This is a genomic window from Vibrio diazotrophicus (assembly GCF_038452265.1).
GTDB classification, from domain to species: domain Bacteria; phylum Pseudomonadota; class Gammaproteobacteria; order Enterobacterales; family Vibrionaceae; genus Vibrio; species Vibrio diazotrophicus.
Genome location: NZ_CP151842.1, coordinates 900865 through 924563 on the forward strand (window position 1 = coordinate 900865; position 23699 = coordinate 924563).

The 23699-nt window shown below is 43.1% G+C and carries 15 protein-coding genes; 8 read left to right on the forward strand and 7 right to left on the reverse strand.

Going from position 1 to position 23699, the window contains the following annotated elements; translation table 11 throughout:
- Positions 1–2 precede the first annotated feature (2 nt).
- Together AAGA51_RS04135 and AAGA51_RS04140 are read right to left on the reverse strand one after the other, a co-directional pair.
- Positions 3–518 (reverse strand): regulatory protein ToxS, encoded by a 516-nt coding sequence (locus tag AAGA51_RS04135; RefSeq protein WP_042486386.1) that lies wholly within the window; start codon positions 516–518, stop codon positions 3–5.
- Positions 515–1420 (reverse strand): transcriptional regulator, encoded by a 906-nt coding sequence (locus AAGA51_RS04140; RefSeq protein WP_042486383.1) that lies wholly within the window; start codon positions 1418–1420, stop codon positions 515–517. Before AAGA51_RS04140 ends, AAGA51_RS04135 begins: the two co-directional genes overlap by 4 nt.
- A gap of 291 nt (positions 1421–1711) precedes the next feature.
- On the opposite strand from AAGA51_RS04140, the gene htpG reads away from it, so the two are divergent.
- The 3 genes from htpG (at position 1712) to hemH (ending at position 5766) form a co-directional block, all read left to right on the forward strand.
- Positions 1712–3616: a molecular chaperone HtpG gene (gene htpG / locus AAGA51_RS04145; RefSeq protein WP_042486382.1), complete on the forward strand. Its 1905-nt coding sequence runs from the start codon at positions 1712–1714 to the stop codon at positions 3614–3616.
- Between the two features lie 345 nt (positions 3617–3961).
- The gene (gene adk / locus AAGA51_RS04150) at positions 3962–4606 is read left to right on the forward strand and encodes an adenylate kinase (protein WP_042486378.1); all 645 of its coding nucleotides are present in this window, start codon (positions 3962–3964) and stop codon (positions 4604–4606) included.
- A 203-nt stretch (positions 4607–4809) separates the two neighbouring features.
- Positions 4810–5766, forward strand: a complete 957-nt coding sequence (gene hemH / locus AAGA51_RS04155) for a ferrochelatase (RefSeq protein WP_042486375.1) — start codon at positions 4810–4812, stop codon at positions 5764–5766.
- A gap of 64 nt (positions 5767–5830) precedes the next feature.
- On the opposite strand, the gene AAGA51_RS04160 is transcribed toward hemH, so the two are convergent.
- On the reverse strand, positions 5831–7219 hold the full coding sequence (locus AAGA51_RS04160) for a peptide MFS transporter (RefSeq protein WP_042486373.1): 1389 nt from the start codon (positions 7217–7219) through the stop codon (positions 5831–5833).
- Positions 7220–7529: 310 nt separating this feature from the next.
- Between AAGA51_RS04160 and rfaH the strand changes: the two genes are divergently transcribed.
- On the forward strand, positions 7530–8027 hold the full coding sequence (rfaH, locus tag AAGA51_RS04165; RefSeq protein ID WP_042486358.1) for a transcription/translation regulatory transformer protein RfaH: 498 nt from the start codon (positions 7530–7532) through the stop codon (positions 8025–8027).
- Between the two features lie 62 nt (positions 8028–8089).
- Here rfaH and asnB read toward each other — a convergent pair whose 3' ends face one another.
- From asnB to nagA, 4 genes are all read right to left on the reverse strand, one after another.
- Positions 8090–9754 (reverse strand): asparagine synthase B, encoded by a 1665-nt coding sequence (gene asnB, locus AAGA51_RS04170; protein WP_042486352.1) that lies wholly within the window; start codon positions 9752–9754, stop codon positions 8090–8092.
- A gap of 233 nt (positions 9755–9987) precedes the next feature.
- A complete protein-coding gene (locus AAGA51_RS04175) occupies positions 9988–11574 on the reverse strand; it encodes a cation:proton antiporter family protein (RefSeq protein WP_042486349.1) in 1587 nt (528 codons plus the stop codon).
- A 101-nt stretch (positions 11575–11675) separates the two neighbouring features.
- Positions 11676–12890, reverse strand: a complete 1215-nt coding sequence (nagC, locus tag AAGA51_RS04180) for a DNA-binding transcriptional regulator NagC (RefSeq protein WP_042486345.1) — start codon at positions 12888–12890, stop codon at positions 11676–11678.
- Positions 12891–12892: 2 nt separating this feature from the next.
- Positions 12893–14029 carry an N-acetylglucosamine-6-phosphate deacetylase gene (gene nagA, locus AAGA51_RS04185; protein ID WP_042486342.1) on the reverse strand — a complete coding sequence of 379 codons (1137 nt, stop codon included), beginning with the start codon at positions 14027–14029 and terminating at the stop codon, positions 12893–12895.
- A gap of 481 nt (positions 14030–14510) precedes the next feature.
- On the opposite strand from nagA, the gene nagE reads away from it, so the two are divergent.
- The 4 genes from nagE (at position 14511) to truA (ending at position 23602) form a co-directional block, all read left to right on the forward strand.
- A complete protein-coding gene (gene nagE / locus AAGA51_RS04190) occupies positions 14511–16085 on the forward strand; it encodes an N-acetylglucosamine-specific PTS transporter subunit IIBC (protein WP_042486339.1) in 1575 nt (524 codons plus the stop codon).
- Positions 16086–16323: 238 nt separating this feature from the next.
- The gene (gene glnS / locus AAGA51_RS04195) at positions 16324–17994 is read left to right on the forward strand and encodes a glutamine--tRNA ligase (protein WP_042486336.1); all 1671 of its coding nucleotides are present in this window, start codon (positions 16324–16326) and stop codon (positions 17992–17994) included.
- A gap of 233 nt (positions 17995–18227) precedes the next feature.
- Positions 18228–22634: a FimV/HubP family polar landmark protein gene (locus tag AAGA51_RS04200; protein ID WP_042486334.1), complete on the forward strand. Its 4407-nt coding sequence runs from the start codon at positions 18228–18230 to the stop codon at positions 22632–22634.
- 173 nt (positions 22635–22807) lie between these two features.
- On the forward strand, positions 22808–23602 hold the full coding sequence (gene truA / locus AAGA51_RS04205; RefSeq protein ID WP_042486330.1) for a tRNA pseudouridine(38-40) synthase TruA: 795 nt from the start codon (positions 22808–22810) through the stop codon (positions 23600–23602).
- Positions 23603–23699 lie beyond the last annotated feature (97 nt).

Below are 23699 nucleotides of genomic sequence, written 5' to 3' on the forward strand. Positions count from 1 at the left end.
CCTTAGTTGCTGAACAGTACGGTTGAACCGTGGTTCAAGCTTGTTAGCAGCAAAGTCTTGTTATTGACAATATCAACACGTCGGCTTTGCTGAGCTTCCATTTTGAAAAACTGCGTTGCCAATTCAAGTTCTTCTTTGGTGAATTCTTGGTTCTGGCTTTGTGAAACATTCCTAAACTTAGTTGGCGAAACCAATAAATAGTTATCGCTGACATCCCACTTACCTGTTTCCGAGATATTCATGATGTTCTGCGGGTCATCATTGTTTGCATATAAAATTACATTAGACACACGCACATAGGTACCGTTAGGTAAATATTTCACATTTGAAGAAATATCGACGCGACGTAATGGGCCTATAGGCTGATGAGTGGTTGTGTTCTCAATCAAAGTGACCGTTTCTGATTGCCACTCTCTTGAAGATAATTCCTGTTCAATTTTTAAATCACTTCCCCAATAGAGCCAACTGCTGAATGCTACTGAAACAATGCTCATCACTACCGCAATTCTTCTAATCATGATGACTTACCTCGCTGGCAAACTTTGTTTATTTCATCTTGATTCGCCACAATTTTTAACGTGATGTTGGCTGATGAATACTCAGGTTTATGGATGTAATTCAAAGTCAGCACATCATTGTATCCGCCAGTTGCAATAACTTTATCGAGAGCAAATTCGCCTTGGTACAGGGTTATGTATTGATTGATACACAGTTCGATAGAAGGTAACCATTCCGTTATGTCAGGGTGGTTTTGGGGCGTGTCTACCACGACACCTTGATAGCTCGCGAGCCTTCTGAATTCGGACTGAGTAGGATTAGTAAACATCACTGCAAATATTGGTAGCAGCACTGAGAATAAGAACAACAGCTTAGTCACTAGATCAATCGATTGCTTAGGCGTAACAGGTTGCTGTGCAGCTGTAGTTACTTCGTCATCATGAGACACACTGTTGTCTGTCTCCATGTGTGTTGCAACTTCAAGCTGAGCAGCTTGATCTGAAACATCACTACGGTTTTCTTGTCCATCCCACTCAAGATTTTCTGGTTCGTTGACATCAGTACTTACGTCGAACTCGGAAATATCTGTGACTGTTGAAATTAATTGATACCCACGCTTAGGCACAGTTTTCACAAACTGTGGCGACTTAGTGGAATCCTTAAGCTGTTTACGCAGGGTAGAGATAGCTTGAGTTAAGCTGGAATCATCTACTTCAAAGCCTTGTTCTCTCCAGACGAAATCATACAGTTCGTTACGAGAAACGACTTCATTTGGGCGCTGGCAGAATAGAAGTAGTATTCGACTTTCATTGCTGCCCAAACGAACAAGTTCATCGTCAAAAATATTATCAATCAGAGTGTTGCTGATTGAATCGAAAGTAAATCTGTCTCCGAGAAGAAATTTATTGCCTATGCCCGTCATCGATATCTTCTTCATTTATTTTTAGAGTCTTAAATCACGGCTAACTGGAGGATAGTTTCCATGCTAACGAGTTAAGGAGGAGTTAAGACTGCAATGAATATTTATCTTCCTTGATATAAAACTGTGCCAAGCATAATCAATAAAAATAAAAAAAACAGTGTTTTTTTGCCATGCTGACCTTGAATTTACATTCGCCGACCCTACTTATTTAGCAAATTGGTTATCTTTCTGGTCTGGCTAATTTTTGTGCAATGTGACTGGAAATCTCTAATGTGATGTTATGGAGCTAAAATGAGCGAAACAACGACAGCAAATAAAGAAACACGTGGTTTTCAATCGGAAGTGAAGCAACTACTTCATCTTATGATTCACTCTTTGTATTCAAACAAAGAGATCTTCCTACGTGAGTTGATTTCTAATGCTTCAGATGCTGCAGATAAGTTGCGTTTTCAAGCATTATCAAATCCAGATCTTTACCAAGGAGATGCAGATCTTGGCGTTAAACTGTCATTCGATAAAGAGACAAAAACGATAACGATCTCTGATAACGGTATCGGTATGACTCGCGAGAACGTGATTGAGCATTTAGGTACTATCGCGAAATCCGGTACGGCGGAGTTTTTCTCTAAGCTTTCTGAAGAGCAAACCAAAGATTCTCAGTTGATCGGTCAATTCGGTGTTGGTTTTTACTCTGCATTTATTGTTGCTGATGCGGTAACGGTTCGCACTCGTGCTGCTGGAGTAGCAAGTAGTGAAGCGGTTCAATGGCATTCGAAAGGTGAAGGTGAGTACACGGTAGAGTCGATTGAAAAGGCAAGTCGTGGTACGGATATCATTCTTCATCTTCGCGAAGAAGGTGAAGAGTTCCTTTCTGAATGGCGTCTTCGCGATGTGATTTCAAAATACTCTGATCATATCGGTATTCCCGTCTTTATTCAGACTGAAGAGCGTGATGACGAAGGTAAAGAGACAGGCAACAAGAAGTGGGAACAAATCAACAAGGCGCAAGCACTTTGGACTCGCAGCAAATCTGATATCACAGATGAAGAGTATCAAGAGTTCTACAGACATGTATCTCATGATTTCGCTGAACCACTCGTTTGGAGCCACAATAAGGTTGAAGGTAAGAACGATTACACCAGCTTGTTGTATATTCCTTCTAAAGCGCCTTGGGACATGATGAACCGAGACCATAAGTCCGGTCTGAAACTGTACGTCCAACGTGTGTTTATCATGGATGACGCAGAGCAATTTATGCCGTCTTACCTACGTTTTGTTCGTGGTTTGATAGATTCAAATGATCTGCCGCTAAACGTTTCACGCGAAATCCTGCAAGATAACAAGGTTACTCAATCTTTACGTAATGCATGTACTAAGCGTGTACTTACTATGCTTGAACGTATGGCAAGTAATGATGCCGATAAATATCAGTCTTTCTGGAAGCAGTTTGGTCTTGTGATGAAAGAAGGCCCTGCTGAGGACATGGCAAATAAAGAGAAAATTGCCGGCCTACTGCGTTTTGCTTCGACAGAAGTGGATTCTTCAGAGCAAACTATTGGCCTTGCTTCTTATGTTGAACGCATGAAAGAAGGTCAAGACAAAATCTACTACTTGACGGCGGACAGCTATGCGGCAGCTAAGAATAGCCCACACTTAGAACAGTTTAAGTCTAAGGGTATCGAAGTTATTCTGATGTACGATCGCATTGATGAGTGGTTGATGAACTACCTAACAGAGTTTGATGGTAAGCAGTTCCAGTCAATCACTAAAGCGGGTCTAGACCTAAGTAAGTTCGAAGACGAAGCAGAAAAAGAGAAGCATAAAGAGACGGAACAAGAGTTCAAGTCAGTTGTGGAGCGTATTAAAGGCTACTTGGGTGACCGAGTGAAAGATGTGCGCACAACATTCAAACTTGCGACTACTCCTGCGGTTGTTGTAACAGATGATTTCGAAATGGGTACGCAAATGGCGAAGCTTTTGGAAGCGGCCGGTCAGGCTGTGCCAGAAGTTAAGTACATCTTCGAGATCAATCCTGACCACGCTTTGGTTAAGATGATGTCTGACGAGCCAGATGAAGAAGCATTTGGACGCTGGGTGGAAGTGTTACTGGGTCAAGCAATGTTGGCTGAGCGCGGCTCTATGGCTGATCCTTCTCAGTTCTTGACGGCTATGAACAAACTTCTGACTAAGGTTTAATAATCTTAATGAACAAAAAGCTCGCGAAATGCGGGCTTTTTTATTGAAAAGTGAGCTAACGTCGTTTATTTGTGTCGATTTGTGTTAAACAAGCTCGAGGTTTGAGTGCCTAGTTGCATTCTTTAGTCTTAGATTCGCCTGAGAGACAAATTTATGTGATAGAATGCGAAGCTTGAATATGGTTATCAACGCGTGTATTTTGCACGCCAGCTTGCATTCGCTAGCTGTATCAACTGTTATACCGAAACTTACCGTTCCCCTATCAAGGATGTTCCTAAAGAGGATCTTGCCCTAAAGGATATAGTGAGCTTCGGTATAAATATTATTTTCTAAAGAGGATTAAACATGCGCATCATTCTTCTAGGTGCTCCAGGTGCTGGTAAAGGTACACAGGCTCAATTCATCATGGAGAAGTTCGGTATTCCACAAATCTCTACTGGTGACATGCTACGTGCCGCTATCAAAGCAGGTACAGAACTTGGTAAACAAGCTAAATCTGTTATCGATGCTGGTCAGCTAGTTTCTGATGAAATCATTCTTGGTCTAATCAAAGAGCGTATTGCGCAAGATGATTGCGAGAAAGGCTTCTTGTTGGACGGTTTTCCACGCACTATCCCTCAGGCTGATGGCCTAAAAGAAATGGGTATCGATGTTGACTACGTGATTGAATTTGACGTAGCTGACGATGTAATCGTTGAGCGTATGGCTGGTCGTCGTGCTCACCTTGCTTCTGGCCGTACTTACCACGTAGTGTACAACCCGCCAAAAGTTGAAGGTAAAGATGACGTAACTGGTGAAGATCTTGTTGTTCGTGATGACGATAAAGAAGAAACAGTACGTGCACGTCTAGGTGTATACCACAACCAAACAGCGCCACTTATCGAGTACTACGGTAAAGAAGCTGCAGCGGGTAACACTAAATACCTGAAATTTGACGGTACTAAGCAAGTTGCTGAAGTTAGTGCTGATATCGAAAAAGCATTAGCTTAATAGATAATACCTATTATCAAAATTTTTAATAATTTTGTTATAGTTAAGCGGCCGAAAGGTCGCTTTTTTTATACCCAAACGACTTGAAGCTACAGCTGTGTTAGCTACGTACATTCGAGTAAATGCATCTCAAGTTAATTGGGGTATACACCCATTTTCTTTAAGTCTTAAGCCGGAATACTAGAAATAGACAAAAGGACGCTATGAAAACTATAAAAAAACAAGGTGTCTTGTTAGCCAACTTAGGTACACCTCAAGCTCCCACAGCCGTTGAAGTTAAGCGCTTTTTGGCTGAATTTCTTCATGACAAACGTGTTGTCGATATGAGTCGCTGGTTGTGGTGTCCGCTTCTGCACGGAATCATTCTTCCGATTCGCTCTCCTAAAGTAGCAAAGCTGTATCAGTCGATATGGTTTGATGGTGGCTCACCTTTGATGGTGTACTCACAGCAACAACGTGACAAGCTGCAATCATTGCTGGATATTCCTGTTGAGTTAGGAATGACTTACGGCGAACCAAGCCTAAGTAGTGGCTTAGATAAACTTCTGCAACAAGGCGTTGAAGAGGTTACTGTTCTTCCGTTATATCCTCAGTATTCATCGTCAACGACAGCTGCTGTGTTTGATGCGCTGGCAAAAGCGATAAAAGGTATCCCAACTATGCCTCAGCTTACGTTTGTCCGTGATTACTACAGTCATCCTCTCTACATACAAGCGCTTGCGAGCAGCGTTCGCGCATCATGGGAACAAAATGGTCAAGGAGACTTATTGGTTTGTTCCTACCACGGTATTCCTAAGCGATACGCCGATAATGGTGATGTTTATCCTCTGCATTGTGAAGAAACAACTCGCCTTCTTGCAAAAGAGCTGGGGTTAGCTGAAGAAAAAGTACTGATGACCTACCAATCTCAGTTTGGTAAGGAAGAGTGGTTACAGCCATACACCGACAAAACGATGGAATCACTGCCTGAAAAGGGCGTTAAGAAGCTTGATATCATCTGTCCGGCATTTTCTGTCGATTGTTTGGAAACTCTTGAGGAAATAGCAGGAGAAAACAAAGCGCTGTTTATAGAAGCTGGTGGCGAGACGTTTAATTACATTCCATGTCTGAATGCAGATGATGCTCACATTGAGATGATGAAAGCACTTGTAACGAACTAAGTTCGAATGTTTCGAGAAACAAAAAGGACCACATTAAGTGGTCCTTTTTACTATTCAAACAGTATTAAGCCGGTTGTACTTCAGCTTGCTTCTCGTCAGCTTTAGTCTCAACGTAGCCTTCTGCTCCGTGCATCCAAAATACTAGCTTGTTTGCAAACAGCAGTAGAATGACACCAGAGACAGTTGCAGTAACCGCAATACCACTGAAGATGGCCATTGCGCCTAACTCACCTACATGAGAGCCAACGTAGCCAGCAACGTAGTTTGCAATCGCGTTACAACCAAACCATGCTCCCATCATTAATGATGCAAGACGTAGTGGAGCCAGCTTAGTTACTAGTGATAAACCGATTGGAGATAAACACAGTTCGCCCAAGGTATGGAAGAAAAATGCACCGACTAACCAAAGCATCGATGTTTTAACTGTGGTGTCTCCGCCTTGTTGCAGTACCGCACCAACCATACATAGGAACCCAAGCGCTAAGAAGAACATCGCAAGAGCAAATTTAACGGGAGAGTTAGGTTCACGTTTGCCCAGTTTTACCCAGAAAACAGCCAGTACGGGCGCTAGAGTAATAATAAAGAATGGGTTAAGTGATTGGAACCAAGCCGCAGGTATTTCAAAGCTACCAATCATACGATCGGTGTATTGCTGGGTGTAGATGTTCATCAGACCACCGGCTTGTTCAAAGCCAGCCCAGAACACAATGGTAAACAGACTCATGATTAAGATGACTTTAATACGGTCAAATTCTTCTTTCGTAAGCGGCTGCTTAGTCTGAGACTTGTTTTTTTCCATTGCGCGTTTAGCAGCTGGCACTCTACCGATATCACCAAGCCAAGATTGAGCAAGAGAGATTTGCATTACTAAACTGATAAGCATGCCGATACCCGCCGCGACAAAACCTGCTTTCCAACCGAAAGAGTTTGTTACTGAGCCTGCGACAACACCAGCAAGTAGAGCACCAATGTTGATACCCATATAGAAAATGGTAAAAGCACCATCACGACGATGGTCGCCTTCTTGGTATAAGTCACCAACCATTGTCGAAATATTTGGCTTAAACAGGCCGTTACCAGCAATCAGTAGTGCAAGACCAAGGTAAAAAGAGTGCATTGGTGAAATACCAATCGCCTCAGCTGGTATTGCTAGGGTGAACTGACCAATCGCCATCAATGCACCACCGATCAGAATTGAACGGCGTTGACCAAGATAGTTATCCGCTAGGTAGCCGCCGATAAGTGGAGTGATGTATACCAAGCCAGTATAGATACCGTAAAGATCGAGAGCGTCTTTTGTTGACCAACCCATACCTCCGTTAAGAGTCGCGTCAGTCAAGTAAAGAACTAGAATCGCTCTCATTGCATAGTAGGAGAAACGTTCCCAAAGCTCTGTGCTAAATAAAAGGAATAAGCCACGTGGGTGACCAAAAATTTGTTGTTGGTTTTGCATATTAGATACTAAAGTCATCATTATATTTTTAGTGGCCGATAGATATACATTGGTCATTAAGATATTTCAAATGATTTAATTTTGTAAATTAGTGTGTTTGTTGGGCTTTCGCTCTGGTTGGTGTTATTAATTCAGGATATTTGAAAAAGCTATCATTTGTGAAAACTAATTTTACGCTGGGGTCTATTTAGTCAGGAGTAGTGCTTGTTATCTCGTCAACTGAGAGAGGAGATGTGATTGTTTGCGTCTTTAATCATGACTATACATAGTCATAGTGATAGCATTGCCAAAAAAATTATTGGTTAAGAATATGAAACGTTGGTATCTACTTTATTGTAAACGAGGTGAGCAGCTTAGAGCGAAAGCTCATCTGGAAAATCAAGGCGTTGAGTGTTATTACCCGGAAGTCACGATAGAAAAAATCATGCGAGGAAAGCGTCAATCAGTGAAAGAACCGCTTTTTCCTTGTTATATGTTCGTCCGTTTTGATTTTGAAGCAGGCCCCACTTTTACCACGGTTCGATCAACTCGAGGAGTGGCTGATTTTGTCCGCTTTGGTAGTCAACCTAAAGAGTTACAGGGTGATCTGATTTATGAACTTAAACAGATGGATACCAGTGAGCAAAGTTTGACTGCGTCTAAAGTACCTACGCAAGGACAAGTTATGAAAGTGACAGGCGGTCAATTTTCCGGAATAGAAGCCATTTATCAAGAATCGGATGGGGAAACTCGATCATTAATGCTGATTAAACTCATCAACCAACCAGTAGTGATGAGTATTGATAACAAAGATTTAGATCTTAAGTAAAGTTACTCAGCATGTTCATACAACAAAAAGGCGCTCTAGGCGCCTTTTGTCTTTCTTGAAGCTTAGTAAGCTTCGTTGTGAACCGCTTTGACTGCACGGCCTGATGGGTCGATACAGTTTTTGAATGATTCGTCCCATTCAACTGCTTTTGCAGAAGAACATGCCACTGAAGGACCACCCGGAACACATTGAGCCGCTGACTCTAGAGGGAACAACTCCTCAAAAATTTCACGATACACATAGCCTTCTTTGGTTGTTGGCGTGTTGTATGGGAAACGGTATTGCGCGGTTTCCATTTGTTGATCGGTTACTTTCGCTTCGGCAGTTGCTTTTAGCGTGTCAATCCAACTGTAGCCTACACCATCAGAGAATTGCTCTTTCTGACGCCATGCGATGGATTCAGGCAGATAGTGTTCAAAACACTCGCGTAGAATGTGTTTTTCCATCTTGCCGTTGCCACACATTTTATCGGCAGGGTTTAAGCGCATAGCTACATCGATAAATTCTTTGTCTAGAAATGGTACTCGACCTTCTACACCCCATGCAGCAAGCGATTTGTTTGCACGAGCACAGTCAAACATGTTTAGTGCAAGCAGCTTACGAACGGTTTCTTCATGGAACTCTTGAGCGTTTGGTGCTTTGTGGAAATATAAATAGCCACCAAAGATTTCATCTGCACCTTCACCAGAAAGAACCATTTTAATACCCATTGCTTTGATCTTACGGCCCATGAGATACATTGGGGTAGAAGCACGGATGGTTGTGACATCGTAGGTTTCAATGTGGTAAATCACATCACGAATTGCATCAAGACCTTCTTGAATGGTGTAAGTCATCTCGTGGTGAACTGTACCGATTTTCTCAGCCACTTCTCGTGCTGCTTTAAGATCCGGTGCACCTTCAAGACCTACTGCGAATGAGTGAAGTTGTGGCCACCAAGCTTCAGATTTTTCATCATCTTCGATACGCATCGCAGCATAACGTTTCGCTACGGCTGAAGTGATGGATGAATCCAAGCCACCAGACAGAAGAACACCATATGGTACGTCTGTCATTAATTGACGCTTAACAGCAGCTTCTAGTGCAGCTGTCAGTTCTTCTTTGCTCGTAGTGTTACCACTTACCGCTGCATATTCGTTCCAGTCTCGCACGTAGTAACGCGTTGGCTCTTTGTCTTGAGAACTGTAGTAGCTACCTGGAGGGAACTCGCTCAGGGTCTTACATACAGGAACCAGCGCTTTCATTTCAGAAGCAACGTAGTAGTTGCCGTGCTCATCTTGACCTTGGTATAGCGGGATAATACCGATGTGGTCACGACCTACCAAGTACTCGTCTTTCTCTTCATCGTAAAGAACGAAAGCAAAGATACCGTTGAGTTCTTCAAGAAGATCCGCGCCTTTGTCTTGGTATAGTGCCAAGATTACCTCGCAATCTGAGTCTGTTTGGAACTCGTATTTACCTTCGTAACGAGCACGAATTTCTTTGTGGTTATAAATCTCACCGTTTACTGCAAGGATAAGTTTCTTATCAGGGCTGTATAGAGGTTGTGCTCCACTATTTAGACCAACAATAGCCAAACGCTCGTGTGCCAGAATAGCTTTGTCAGATGCATAGATACCGGACCAATCAGGACCACGGTGGCGGAGTTTTTTCGACATTTCCAATGCTACTGGGCGTAGCGCAGCCGCATCACTTTTGATGTCCAAGATGCCAAAGATAGAACACATACAACTTCCCTTAGTAAACGAGTTTTAATCAGATGACTCCAATTTGCCATTTTGATTAAAAAAAACAACCCATGATTGGTAAATAGTTTAAATAAACTTGCTATGAGTGAATTTAATTTATCAAAAGGTTTGTTTTGGTGGATGGGGTTTAAATAATGATGAAAAAAACACCGCTTGGAATAAAAAAAGAGCACTTGGTGCTCTTTTTCTTTAAGTGGATGAATGGATTAAGGCTAGTGTTTTACAAATTCAGGCTTCAGTTGTTCACAGACATGGCGAGCAAAACCAGAGCCGGCTTCTCGATAGATGTTAAATGCTGCGTGCGCGCCTTTTTCGAGAAGGTTATCTAACTGATCTGGATATTCTGCAATAGCTGCAATTTGTCCGTTGAATGAGCGCTTTTTCAACTGCTCTAGAGCGATCTGGTTCGCCTGATGGTGTGGCATTGCTAACAGCACCATTTTAACGTTACCAGTATCTAGTATCCTTTCCCAAAAGTCGGGGTCGGTGGCATCTCCAGAGATCACGTTTCGACCTTCGTTTCTGTGCTCCTGAGCCGTATCTTCTCTTAGCTCAACGCCTAAACAGATATTGCCATAGCGTGAATGGAACTCATCGTAAGCACCAGTGCCGATACGTCCCATTCCAAGAATGATCAGTTGAGAGCTGCCCGGATTGATAAACCTATCTCTGATATTTATTCGTTCGGCGGTTTGCTCTTTTAACCAATGAGCTGAGTAATGGTAGATCTCGTGTCCTTTACGCACAATTGGAGCAGTGACTATAAAGGATAGGGGAACCGAAATGGCTAAGGCGACAAGTATGTCCCCTGATAACCAGCCCATTTTAAATGCCAGTCCTCCAACGATCAGGCCAAACTCACTGAAGTTGAACAGAGAAATGGTTGCGAGCAATGACGTACGGACACGGAAGCGGAACTTGTTTAACACTAAGAAGTACAACACGCCTTTGAGAGGAAGCAACAGGAGTAATAATAGTGAGAGTAAGAAGCCTGTGACAGTCGGTTGTTCTGATAAACCAATGTTCAAGAAGAAGCAGACCAAGAACAACTCTTTCATATTAAACAGTGATTTTGAGAGCTCTGAAGCCTTATTGTGTCCTGCTAACATCATGCCTAAAATGAGGGCGCCTAAATCCGGCTTCATGCCAACGAACTCAAATAAGCCTGCCCCCACAACTAAAGCAAAGAAAATCCCCGCCAAAACGAGCATTTCACCATGTCCAACCCAATCAAGTACTTTGAAAAACAAAGGACGTATCAATGGGAGCAGGAAAAGAGCAAGTGCATACCACTCTGGAATTTTACCTGTTGAAACCGTTAAGAAAATGACGGCAAAGATATCTTGCATAACAAGAATACCGATGGCGATGGTGCCATAGGTAGCATTCATTTCTCCCTTTTCTTGAAGAGATTTTACGGCAAAAACGGTACTTGAAAAGGAGAGTGCAAAACCAAGTAAAATAATGCTTGAGATTGAAACGAGTGCGAGACTGTCTAATCCTAGGTATTTGAAACCAATAAGAACAATACTAAATACTGCTGTTGATAATAGATTATGTATCGTTGCCCCTGCCCAGATTTCTTTTGCCAGCAGTGTTTTGATATCCAGCTTCAAACCGATAGTAAACAACAGTAGCGTAACCCCGAGGTCGGCCAAAACGGAGATAGTCTCGTTTGATTCAAAGCCAAAAGCGTGTAACGCAAAGCCGGCGATAAGAAAGCCCACAAGGGGAGGGAGATTGCACTTTAGCGCAATAAAACCAGCGATAAATGCTGTTGTAATTAGAATAATTTCCATTGGTAATATTTGCTTCCCAGAAATAAAAAGGCTGTGTCTAATTAATAGACGCAGCCTCGTATTATAGGGTAATCAGTTGCTTATACCAATGTGGATAAGTCTTAATCTTCCAGAAGTTTTTGTAACAATACACCATTCAGCATTGCTCGCTTGATCATTGCAAAGGCGCTTAATGTTGGTTGTTTATCTAACAGTGAAGCTTCAATGGGTAAGTTAGTATGGAACGATTTGAGAGACTGATTCTCTACATTTCGTTGAATTGCTGGGAACAGAGTGTCTTTTGCTTCTGTAATCGCGCCAGCAATAATGATTTTTTGCGGGTTAAACAAGTTAATGGTAATCGCAATCGCTTTACCTAATTGATTCCCGACACGCACTAAAGCTTGTTGCGAAAGTTCATCGCCGTTATTGGCGTGCTCACATATGTCATGAATCGTAATACCATCGACTTTCGATAGGCTTGATTCATAACCTTGAGATATGAGTTTATTCACGCGATTGACGATCGCAGGGTTTGCTGCAACGGTTTCTAAGCAACCAAAATTGCCACATTGACATTGGTCACCCAATGGATCGATTTGTATATGGCCAATTTCACCCACGTTGCGATTGAAGCCTAAGAATACTTGTCCATTGACTATGATGCCCGCACCTGTACCTCGGTGAACACTGACCAATATTGAATCCTGACAATCCTGACTGACACCAAAATAGTGTTCAGCCAATGCCATTCCTCTAACATCGTTACCAACAAAACATTCTACGTGGAAATTGTCTTTGATGATTTCACCGAGCGGTAAAGCATCAATTTTGACATTTGGCATATATTCAACAACACCAGTTTCTGGGTTAACCAAACCTGGTAAAGCGATACCAATCGCGATGAGCTGGTTAATAGAAGAGGTATGTTGATTAGTGAAATCTTTAAGATATTTGAGAAGGCCATCCACCAACTCAGTCTGACTGGTATAGAGAAACTCTTGAAAATCCGAAGCGATCTCTTTCGCTCCCAAGTCAAATAGACTGAACTGAATGTAGTCGCGTCCTAGGCGTACTGCAATAGAGTGAAACGGAGCCACTTCAGTGGTCAAAGATATTGCTCTTCGACCTCCTGTGGAAGCTTGTTGGGCGACCTCTTTGATAAGGCCGCGCTCTAGAAGTTGGCGGGTTATTTTTGTCACACTTGCTGGAGCAAGCTGACTCACATCGGCAACCTGGATTCGAGAAATAGGACCTTGCTGGTCTATTAAACGATATACTGCAGCGCTGTTCAGCTGCTTGACTAAATCTACGTTACCTATTTGTCCGCCATTCATTATTACTTATGCTCGTATTGTCCGTTAACCACAGTCGCTTTTACATTGAAGTCACGGTCAAAAACAGTCAGGTTGGCAATCATGCCGTTCTTAATACGACCCAATTTATGGTCAACCCCAATTGCTTTTGCTGGATACAAAGTAGCCATTCTCAGTGCTTCATCTAAAGCGATGCCGACATGCTCAACCGTATTTTGAACTGCTTCAATCATTGTAAGGGCTGAGCCACCAAGTGTGCCGTTTTCATCGATACACTTGCCATCTCGGTAATATACTTTCTTACCGACAAAAATAAAGTAATCCATCTCCGCGCCTGCAGGAGCTGTGGCATCTGTCACTAATACGAGCTTTTCGCCCTTGATTTTATGCGCGATACGGATGTTTGCGTAATCCACGTGGAAACCATCAGCAATAATACCGGCATAGACTTCTGGTGTGTCAAAGATAGCACCAACAACACCAGGCTCACGGCCTTGCATTGGTGTCATTGCATTAAACAAATGCGTTGCGAAAGTAATACCTGCTTCAAAACCTTTACGAGCTTCTTGATAGGTGGCGTTTGTGTGACCAATTGATACCACAATGCCTGCTTGCGCCAGTTTTTCAATATGTTGAGGATTATTGTTTTCTGGCGCCAACGTTACTTTAGTAATGACATCACTGTTCTGACACATGAAATCGATCATTGCTTCATCCGATTCACGAATAAAGTCAACGCTATGAATACCTTTTCTTTCGATATTCAAATAAGGTCCTTCTAGGTGAAGACCTAAAGAATGGTGGCTGTACTTTTGGCGGTAGTCACGCTCTGCCGCGATAGCTTGACGCATGTTTTCATCAGAGGATGTGATGAGAGTGGGTAAGAAGCTTGTACAGCCTGATTTAAGGTTAGCTTGGTGCATCGTATGGATTGTATCTGCCGTTATTTCATCGTTGAACATAACGCCACCACAGCCATTGAGTTGTAAGTCAATAAAACCCGGGCTTAGGTTTGCACCATTGAGATCTTTGCGCTCTATGTCACTCGGAAGATTTTCTTCAGGGATAATAGCGTGAATTGTATCAGCATTAATGACAACAGCATGGCCAGTTAGTACATCGCTGCCTGTGTATACTTTACAGTTAGTTAGTGCGTACATAATTAACGAATCCTCGTCGATAGACATTCTATAATTTTAGGAGCGATAAGCTGATATGGTCTCTAAAGAGTATGGTACGAACGGGACTCTTTGCTAACTTTTATCAAATCGCGAAATATCTTTGTGCTCAGCGGTCACTCAAATGGTGCTTCAAGCTGATTATTCGGTACTATTTTTGTTCTGGTTTTGTCACCGGAAAATAGGTTTATTAGCAGCTACAATCTCTTTTGCTATAAGACATTACATCACTTATTTATTAGCCGAATAGTACCGTTAAATTCATGTTTTTTTATATTGTAAAATAAGTTTTATGATCTCGCTAGCAAAAACCTCGAATTATGCTGCTCTGAGGTGATTACGGTCACAATTGATGAGCTTTTAATTTGCGGAGCAAAATTATTGTCATACACTGATTATGACTAAATTGGGCGACTAAAATAAGTTTGCCGATATTTATAAAATCCTATAGGGGGAACTTACGGTGAATATTCTTGGATATGCGCAAAAGTTAGGTAAAGCATTGATGCTACCTATCGCAACGCTACCTGTTGCAGCGATCTTATTACGTCTAGGTCAGGGCGACCTACTAGACATTCCATTTATGGCAGAAGCTGGTGGTGCGATTTTTGGGCAACTACCTCTTCTATTCGGCCTTGGTATCGCAATCGGTCTTTCTAAAGACGGTTCTGGTGCTGCTGGTCTAGCTGGTGCAGTTGCATACTTCGTACTGACAGCAACAGCAAAAACAATTGATCCTTCAATTAACATGTCGTTCTTCGGCGGTATTTTTGCAGGTATCATCGCGGGTCACGCTTATAACGCTTTTCACGCTACTCGTCTTCCAGAATGGTTAGCGTTCTTCTCTGGTAAGCGTCTTGTACCTATTATGGCAGGTCTGTTTGCACTGGTTGCAGGTGCAATCTCTGGTGTTGTATGGCCAAGCATCCAAGGTGGTCTTGATACTCTAGCTCACGCAGTATCAACTTCTGGTTCAGTAGGTCAGTTTGTTTACGGTACTCTTAACCGTGCTCTAATTCCTGTTGGTTTGCACCACGTGCTTAACTCATACTTCTGGTTCGGTATGGGTACGTGTCAAGAAATCGTTGTAACGGGTGCGCAAGCGGCTGGTCAAGCACTACCTGCATTACAAAAATTATGTGTAGATCCATCTATTGCTAAAGCTCTAGTGGTTGGTCAAGAGCACACATTTAACTTCCAAAATGCAGTGAATCCTGAGATCACAGCTGTTGTTAAAGAAGTGACTGAAACAATGAAATCTGGCGACCTACACCGTTTCTTCGGTGGCGATAAGAGCGCTGGTGTATTCATGAATGGCTTCTTCCCAATCATGATGTTCGGTCTACCTGGTGCAGCTTTAGCTATGTACTTTGCAGCACCTGTAGAGAAACGTCATCAAGTTGGTGGTGCATTGTTCTCTGTAGCATTCTGTTCATTCCTAACAGGTATCACAGAACCTCTAGAGTTCATGTTTGTGTTCCTAGCACCAGCACTATATGCAATGCACGCAGTGTTTACTGGTCTAGCTCTAGTTGTTGCTAACATGTTTGGTACGCTACACGGCTTTGGTTTCTCTGCTGGTCTAATCGACTTCGCACTAAACTGGGGTCTAGCAACTAAACCTGTAACTCTACTTATCATTGGTCTAGCGTTCTTCGCTCTATACTTCTTCACATTCACATTCGCAATCCGTACTTTCAACTTGAAGTCACCAGGTCGTGAAGATGATGATGAAGCTGTTGCAGCACCTTCTAGCTCAAGTGGAGACAAGAGTGATCTAGCGCGCCAATACCTAAAAGCTCTAGGTGGTCACGAAAACCTAACCACTATCGATGCTTGTATTACACGTCTACGTCTAACACTGAAAGATCGTTCAGTAGCTGACGAAGCTGTATTGAAGAAACTAGGTGCTAAAGGTGTGGTTAAGCTTGGCGAAAACAACCTTCAAGTTATCCTAGGTCCACTAGCGGAAATCGTTGCGGGCGAAATGAAAGCAATCAGCGCGACTGAAGATCTATCTGGCGTGAAACTGCCATAATAGATAAAATTCTTTAGCTGAAATGAAAGCCTTCGCTATATGCGGAGGCTTTTTGCTTTGTAAGACGTTGGCTACAGAACAAGCGAAGTAAATATTATTTCCTAATAAATCCGCAGTTTTTATTGTGAAAATGCCCAGAATTGTGGATCATTGAACGCAATATTTCTGTGGATTGCGGCTAATTTGGCCCAGACAGGAAAACTTTCTGCCAGTATTAAATTATTTTGAGGTGCTATAGATGAGTGAAGCTGAGGCTCGTCCATCGAACTTCATTCGCCAAATCATAGATAAAGATTTAGCGGATGGTAAACACACTAGCGTGCATACTCGTTTCCCGCCAGAGCCTAATGGTTATCTGCATATCGGTCACGCGAAGTCGATTTGTTTGAACTTTGGTATCGCTCAAGACTATCAGGGCCAGTGTAACTTACGTTTTGATGACACAAACCCAGAGAAAGAAAACATCGAATACGTAGAATCAATTAAGAAAGATGTAAGTTGGCTGGGCTTTGAGTGGTCTGGTGATATCTGCTATTCATCTGACTATTTTGACAAGCTGTACGAATATGCGCTGGAGCTTATCAATAAAGGTTTGGCTTATGTTGAAGAGCTGACTCCAGAGCAGATCCGCGAATACCGAGGAACTTTAACCACTCCAGGTAAACACAGCCCTTATCGTGATCGCAGTGTTGAAGAAAACTTGGCTCTATTTGAAAAAATGAGAACAGGTGGCTTCAAAGAAGGTGAAGCATGTCTGCGTGCTAAAATCGATATGGCTTCGTCATTCATCGTAATGCGCGATCCAGTTATCTATCGTGTTCGTTTTGCTGAGCATCATCAGACGGGTGACAAGTGGTGTATTTACCCAATGTACGACTTTACACACTGTATCTCGGATGCATTGGAAGGTATTACGCACTCTATCTGTACTTTGGAATTCCAAGATAACCGCCGTCTGTACGACTGGGTGCTGGATAACATCACTATTGATTGCCATCCTCGTCAGTATGAGTTCAGCCGCCTGAATCTAGAATACACAGTAATGTCTAAGCGTAAGCTAAACCAACTTGTGACTGAGAAATTGGTTGATGGTTGGGATGATCCTCGTATGCCTACCATTTCTGGTTTACGTCGTCGTGGCTTTACGGCTGCTTCTATCCGTGAATTCTGTAAGCGTATCGGCGTTACTAAGCAAGACAACATGATTGAGTTCAGTTCACTTGAATCATGTATTCGTGACGATCTAAACACTAATGCACCACGAGCAATGGCTGTATTGGACCCAGTGAAGGTTGTTATCGAAAACTTCGATGCAGAGAGTGTTGAAGTTCTGAATCTTGCTAACCATCCAAACAATCCTGATATGGGGTCTCGTGATGTACCATTTACCCGCGAAATCTGGATTGAGCGTGAAGACTTCCGCGAAGAAGGTAACAAGAAATACAAGCGTTTGGTGTTAGGTAAAGAAGTTCGTCTACGCGGTGCGTATGTCATTAAGGCAGAGCGTGTAGAGAAAGACCAAGATGGCAACATCACAACGATATACTGTACTTACGATCCAGCGACTCTGGGTAAAAACCCAGAAGATGGTCGTAAAGTGAAGGGGGTTATCCATTGGGTGTCTGCAGATAAAGGTTTACCTGCTGAATTCCGCCTTTACGATCGCCTATTTACTGTGCCTAACCCAGCTGCAGCTGATGATTTCGCTGCAACGATTAACCCAGAGTCACTGGTTAAGGTGAATGGTTTCGTTGAACCTAGCCTTGCGACAGCAGAAGCTGAAGTGGGTTACCAGTTTGAGCGTATGGGTTATTTCTGTGCAGACAACAAAGATTCAACGCCTGAATCTCTAGTGTTCAACCGTACAGTTGGCCTACGTGATACTTGGGCTAAAATTGAGTCTGAGTAATATCTGACGAAGTAAAACGATGCAAAAGCCAGCTTAAAGCTGGCTTTTATTTTTTGAATCGTCATTATGGTATCGGACGTGAGTAGCAAAAATGGATTTTTAGTGTGAGATTGCTGCGATTATTACGGTACGAACACATTTTTTGCGTTATCTCCTATAGTTTTGCTCCTCTTATCCGATATATTTAACAGATTGTTATCTTTATTAATTCATAGCACCTAGCTGAGCCTTATATGCGTCAATTTTTTAAACGCCTGTTACTGCCAATCGCTGTAGCGGCCGTGACTCAGACTTCTTTCGTTAGTGCAGAGAGTATTCGCCTTATTGGTCCGACTGGCGAAGTTCAGTCAGCGCCGCAATATAGTAGTGATATTGTCCGTAATCGAACAACAGCAACGGCAGAGCCTTCACAGGTTATTGGCCCTACTTCTGAAAAAGACACTTTATGGTCGATTGCGTCACGTATACGTCCCTCTAACCAAGTTTCTGTACAGCAGACTCTACTGGCAATTTATCGTTTAAATCCTCAAGCGTTTGAAAACCAAAATATCCATAGCTTAATTCCGGGTAGCACATTACGCATTCCTTCGCTCGCTCAAGTGAGCAGTGTTTCAACGGAAGAAGCAGTCAAAGTGATGGCTGCGCATAAAGCTCGTCTCGTGCAACAGCCTGCTAAGCCAGCAACACCCGTCGTAAACACTCCGAAAGCAGAACCGAAACCGACAGTAGATGTGAAACCAGCCTCTGTTGCTCCTGCTGAAACACAGACACCAGAAGCCCAAGTAACACCAACAGAGCCTGTCGTTGCAGAAAAGCCTGTTGTGGAAGCGAAAAATGATGGCAGCATGAAAGCGTCATCAGCCGACCAAAATGAAATTCAGGCACTGGAAGAAAAGAATCACAGACTGCGTTTGATGCTCGCCGAAGTACAATCTGAAGTGAGTGGCTTAAAACAAGAGTTGGGCGATGAAAACCGCATTCGTTCTGAAGTTGAAAAACTGCTGGCTGAAGAGAGAATTAAACGCGAAGAAATGCAACGTCTCGCACCGTCTAAGTTGGATGAATTATTAGCGAACAACTGGATGGTAGCAGGGTTAGCTCTTATTCCGGGCTTATTAATCGCCTTACTCGTAGTGCTATTTTTAGGACGTCGTTCGGGTTCAAATCAAGCGTCAAATTCACCTACTCAAGAAACAGTACTTAATGCGAATTCTAGTGCTGAAGCCGCTGCTCCACTAGCGGTTGGTGATCAGTCGCTTGAAGATTTAGATGATGAGTTGCTTCTGGACGATGACCTGTTTGGCAGCATGGATGACAACGACTCACTCTTTGGTGAAGAGAAGAAAGAAGAAACATCAGAAGAAGATGACGGTGATATTTTTGCTGGCCTAGACGAGAGCGATTTAGACTTCGACTTAGAGGGTGAAGACGGCGAAGATTTATTTGCTGCTATTGATGACTCAGGCGACCTTGATACTGACTTTGGTGATTTGTCTTCTGGTAATAACGACATCACTGTCAATGGGGATGAGAAAGCTCTTGGTTTGGAGGAAATGGAACGCGCTCTAGACCAGGCATCACAAAACTATGATGAAGACGACGAGATCGGCTTTGACCTATCTGATGATGGTGAAATGTCGCAAGCCGATATCGAATCTTTGTTGGCTGCGGATGATTCTGAAGAGCTGGATTCACCTTCTCTTGACCAATCTATGTTGGATGAACTTTTTGCTGCACAAGAAGATGATGAAACAAGCTCAGAGTTGTTAGATTTCGACAGCTTGCTAGATGAAGAAAAGTCCCAAAGTAATCCGGAGCCAGAGGCGGCTAAGTTCACTTCAGATGAAGAGTTAGACGACTTATTTGCAAACATAGAAGCTCAGGCTGACTTGGAGTCTTTAGAGGCGAATGCAAAAGATGAGACGGCATTACTAGACGAGTTGCTATTAGAAGATGAAGAAGACGAGCCTGAAATTGAAGCTAATAGCACGGCGCTGCTAGACGAGCTTTTAAATGAAAACGGTTTTGACGAAGCTGATTCTGAACAAAATGTCGCCGATGAGATGATGGTGGAACTGGATGAACTGCTGGGAGATAGCGGTGATTCAGATATTCCTGAGATTGATGAAAACAGTACTGATCTGCTCGATGATTTTGTCGGTGAGCTTAGTGAAGAACCGACAGGTTACGAAGACTTCTTGGCTGATGAAGTCACTTCAGAATCGGAAGACACAGAAGAGAAAGATGAAAGTTTAGAGCTTTTTGATGAGCTGCTGACCATCGAACAAAACGCGGAATCTGAAGAACTGGTTGAAGATTTCAATAGTGCAAACTTCATTGACGACCTTATTACCAATGCACCTAAGTCTGATCCGTTACTGGATGAAGAGTTTGAATCTATTTCAGCACTGAATGAAGACGATTTTGATCTGGATGACTTCGAGTTCAATCCGGAAATTGAAGGTGGAGAGAAGTCGGAAGAAGAGCAAGCGGAAACAGAGCAAGAGCAAGTTGTTGCGAATGAATTCGGTGTTCCACAAGATGACGATTGGGTTTTTGATGGCCTAGAAACAGAAACAGAAACAGAAACAGAAACAGCGGATATTGAATCTAAAACAGCAGAAACGGATGCTCTGGAAACGCAAGACGAAGCGGAACCTGCTGAGGTTTTGGCAGAAGAGTCTGAGTCTGAACAGCCAGAGCAAAATATTGCCGCTCAATTCGATGAGGTAGATCTTCCAGAGTACACCGAAGAAGACGCGCTGGCGGATGTTGAATCTGAAGTAGCAGAAACGGATGCTCTGGAAACGCAAGACGAAGCGGAACTTGCTGAGGTTTTAGCAGAAGAGTCTGAGCCTAAACAGACAGAGCAAAATATTGCCACTCAATTCGATGAGGTAGATCTTCCAGAGTACACCGAAGAAGACGCGCTGGCAGATGTTGAATCTGAAGCAGTAGAAACGGAAGCTTTGGAAACGCAAGACGAAGCGGAACCTGCTGAGGTTTTAGACGAAGAGTCTGAGTCTGAACAGCCAGAGCAAAATATTGCGGCTGAATTCGACGAATTAGACCTTCCAGAATACACCGAAGAAGATGCGCTGGCAGATGTTGAATCTGAAGCAGCAGAAACCGAAGCTCCAGTAACGCAAGACGAAGCAGAACCTGCTGAGGTTTTAGCCGAAGAGTTTGATTCTGAATTGCCAGAGCAAGACATTGCAGAGGCATTCGACGAATTAGAGCTTCCAGAATACACCGAAGAAGACACGCTGGCAGATGTTGAATCTGAAGCAGTAGAAACCGAAGCTCCAGAAGCGCAAGACGAAGTGGCACCTGCTGAGCTTTTAGCAGAAGAATCTGAGCCTGAATTGCCAGAGCAAGATATTGCGGCTGAACTCGACGAGTTAGATCTTCCAGAATACACAGAAGAAGATGCACTGGCAGAAGTTGAATCTGAAGCATTAGATACGGAAGCTCTGGAGACACAAGATGAAGCGGAACCTGCTGAACTTTTGGCAGAAGAGTCTGAGCCTGAATTGCCAGAGAAAGATATTGCGGCTGAAATCGACGAGTTAGATCTTCCAGAGTACGCAGAAGAAAATGTGCTGGCAGATTTTGAATCTGAAGCAGTAGAAACTGAAACTCCTGAAGCGCAAGACGAAGTGATACCTGCTGAGGTTTTGGCAGAAGAGTCTGATTCTGAATTGCCAGAGCAAGACATTGCAGAGGAATTCGACGAATTAGAGCTTCCAGAATACACAGAAGAAGACGCGCTTGCGGATTCTGAGTTCGCCGAAGAGTCAGACTTACCAGAAGCCGATGCAGAGCTTGCGGATGTAGAAATTAATGATTCTGATCTGCCTGAATATACGGAAGAAGATGCTTTAGCGGATATGTTCTCCCAAACGGATGAGCTGTCGGATGAATCAGAAGACGATCATTTAGATGATTCTTCACTGTATGCAGAGGCTGAGCCGGAGACAACAGAAGTTAATCTTAGCGATGTTTCTAAACAAGAGTTTGATGAACAAGCGCTGTCCGATTGGTTGTCTGATGAAGATCGAGCAGAAACAAGCTTTACCTTTGATAAGCCTATTGATGCGAAGTCCGTTGACAGTGCCGGTATGGACATTGACGCCATGCTGGAAATGGGCGGAGAAGATTGGAATGGCTTTAATTTAACGCCTGATCAAAAAGCGACAATACCTGACGAAGTACCAGAGACTGAGAAGGACGTGTGGCATCCTGAGATTCAGGTCAAAGAGCCAGAAGTTGCCCAAGAAAACTGGGGTAATCAGGAAGAGTTTGCTGAATTCGAGCCTGCTAGTCGTCAATTTATGACTATCGACGATTTAATGGCTCAGGTTGAAAACGATGATGGCAGTACTCTTAATCTTGATAATGAAGAGTTAAAGCTAGATGTCGGCCTCAACGAGTTCCCAGATGTGATTGGTGATGTCGGTGATATCGATGTAGACAGTAATTCAGAAGCCGCAGGCAAGCTGGATTTGGCGAAAATCTACATTGAGATGAACGATGATAAAGGTGCGATTAAGCTACTCGAAGAAGCGATCGTGGATGGTAGTGATGAGATAAGGCAGCAAGCGAAACACCTTATTGATGTCATTAACGGTCGAGTGTAAACAGTAATAGTAAAAGAGGCAGCATTGGCTGCCTCTTTGTTTATTCAGCTATCTTAAATAGCAGGTATGATCTTACCGTTGTATGTATTTTGCGGGTTAGAAATCTTAAGCGATTGATATTATACTGCCCGCCCCAAGGTCTTTAGACCTATAGTTTTTAAGAGTGATACACCATGAGAATAGCGTTGGGTATTGAGTACGACGGTACTCATTACTTTGGTTGGCAGCGTCAAAGAGAAGTCGCGAGTGTTCAAGAAGAGCTAGAGAAAGCTCTGTCTGTCGTCGCCAACCATCCTGTTGAAGTTCAGTGTGCAGGACGCACAGATGCTGGCGTACATGGCACTGGGCAAGTTGTGCATTTTGATACAACAGCGACACGCAAAATGGTTGCTTGGACGATGGGAACCAATGCGAACTTACCCAAGAATATCGCGGTGCGTTGGGCAAAAGAAGTGCCTGACGAATTTCACGCTCGATTTACCGCAACTGCGCGACGTTACCGTTATGTGATTTATAACCATGAATACCGTCCAGGGATATTGGCTTCTGGTGTGAGTCACTATCACGGGGAACTTGATGCAGAAAGAATGCATCAGGCTGGTCAATATTTGTTGGGTGAGAATGATTTCACGTCATTTAGAGCTGTTCATTGCCAGTCACGTAGTCCGTGGCGTAATATTATGCACTTAAATGTTACCCGCCATGAACGTTACGTAGTGATTGATATTAAAGCGAATGCTTTCGTTCATCACATGGTTCGCAACATTACAGGTAGCCTTATTGCTGTTGGTCGTGGTGAGAAGGAACCAGAGTGGATCCAGTGGTTGCTGGAAGCGAAAGATCGCACATTGGCAGGTGCAACCGCAAAAGCGGAAGGCTTATATTTGGTGTCTGTGGATTACCCACAAGAGTTTGATTTACCTCAACCACCTTTAGGGCCGCTATTTTTACCTGATCATTTGAACTAATGTTGAACTAAAGTGTAGTAATTGGCTCAAAGTTATCAGTTGATTAGCATTCAAAACGAGCAGAATTAGGTGTGTGGGGCTGGTGCAAGAAATAGGT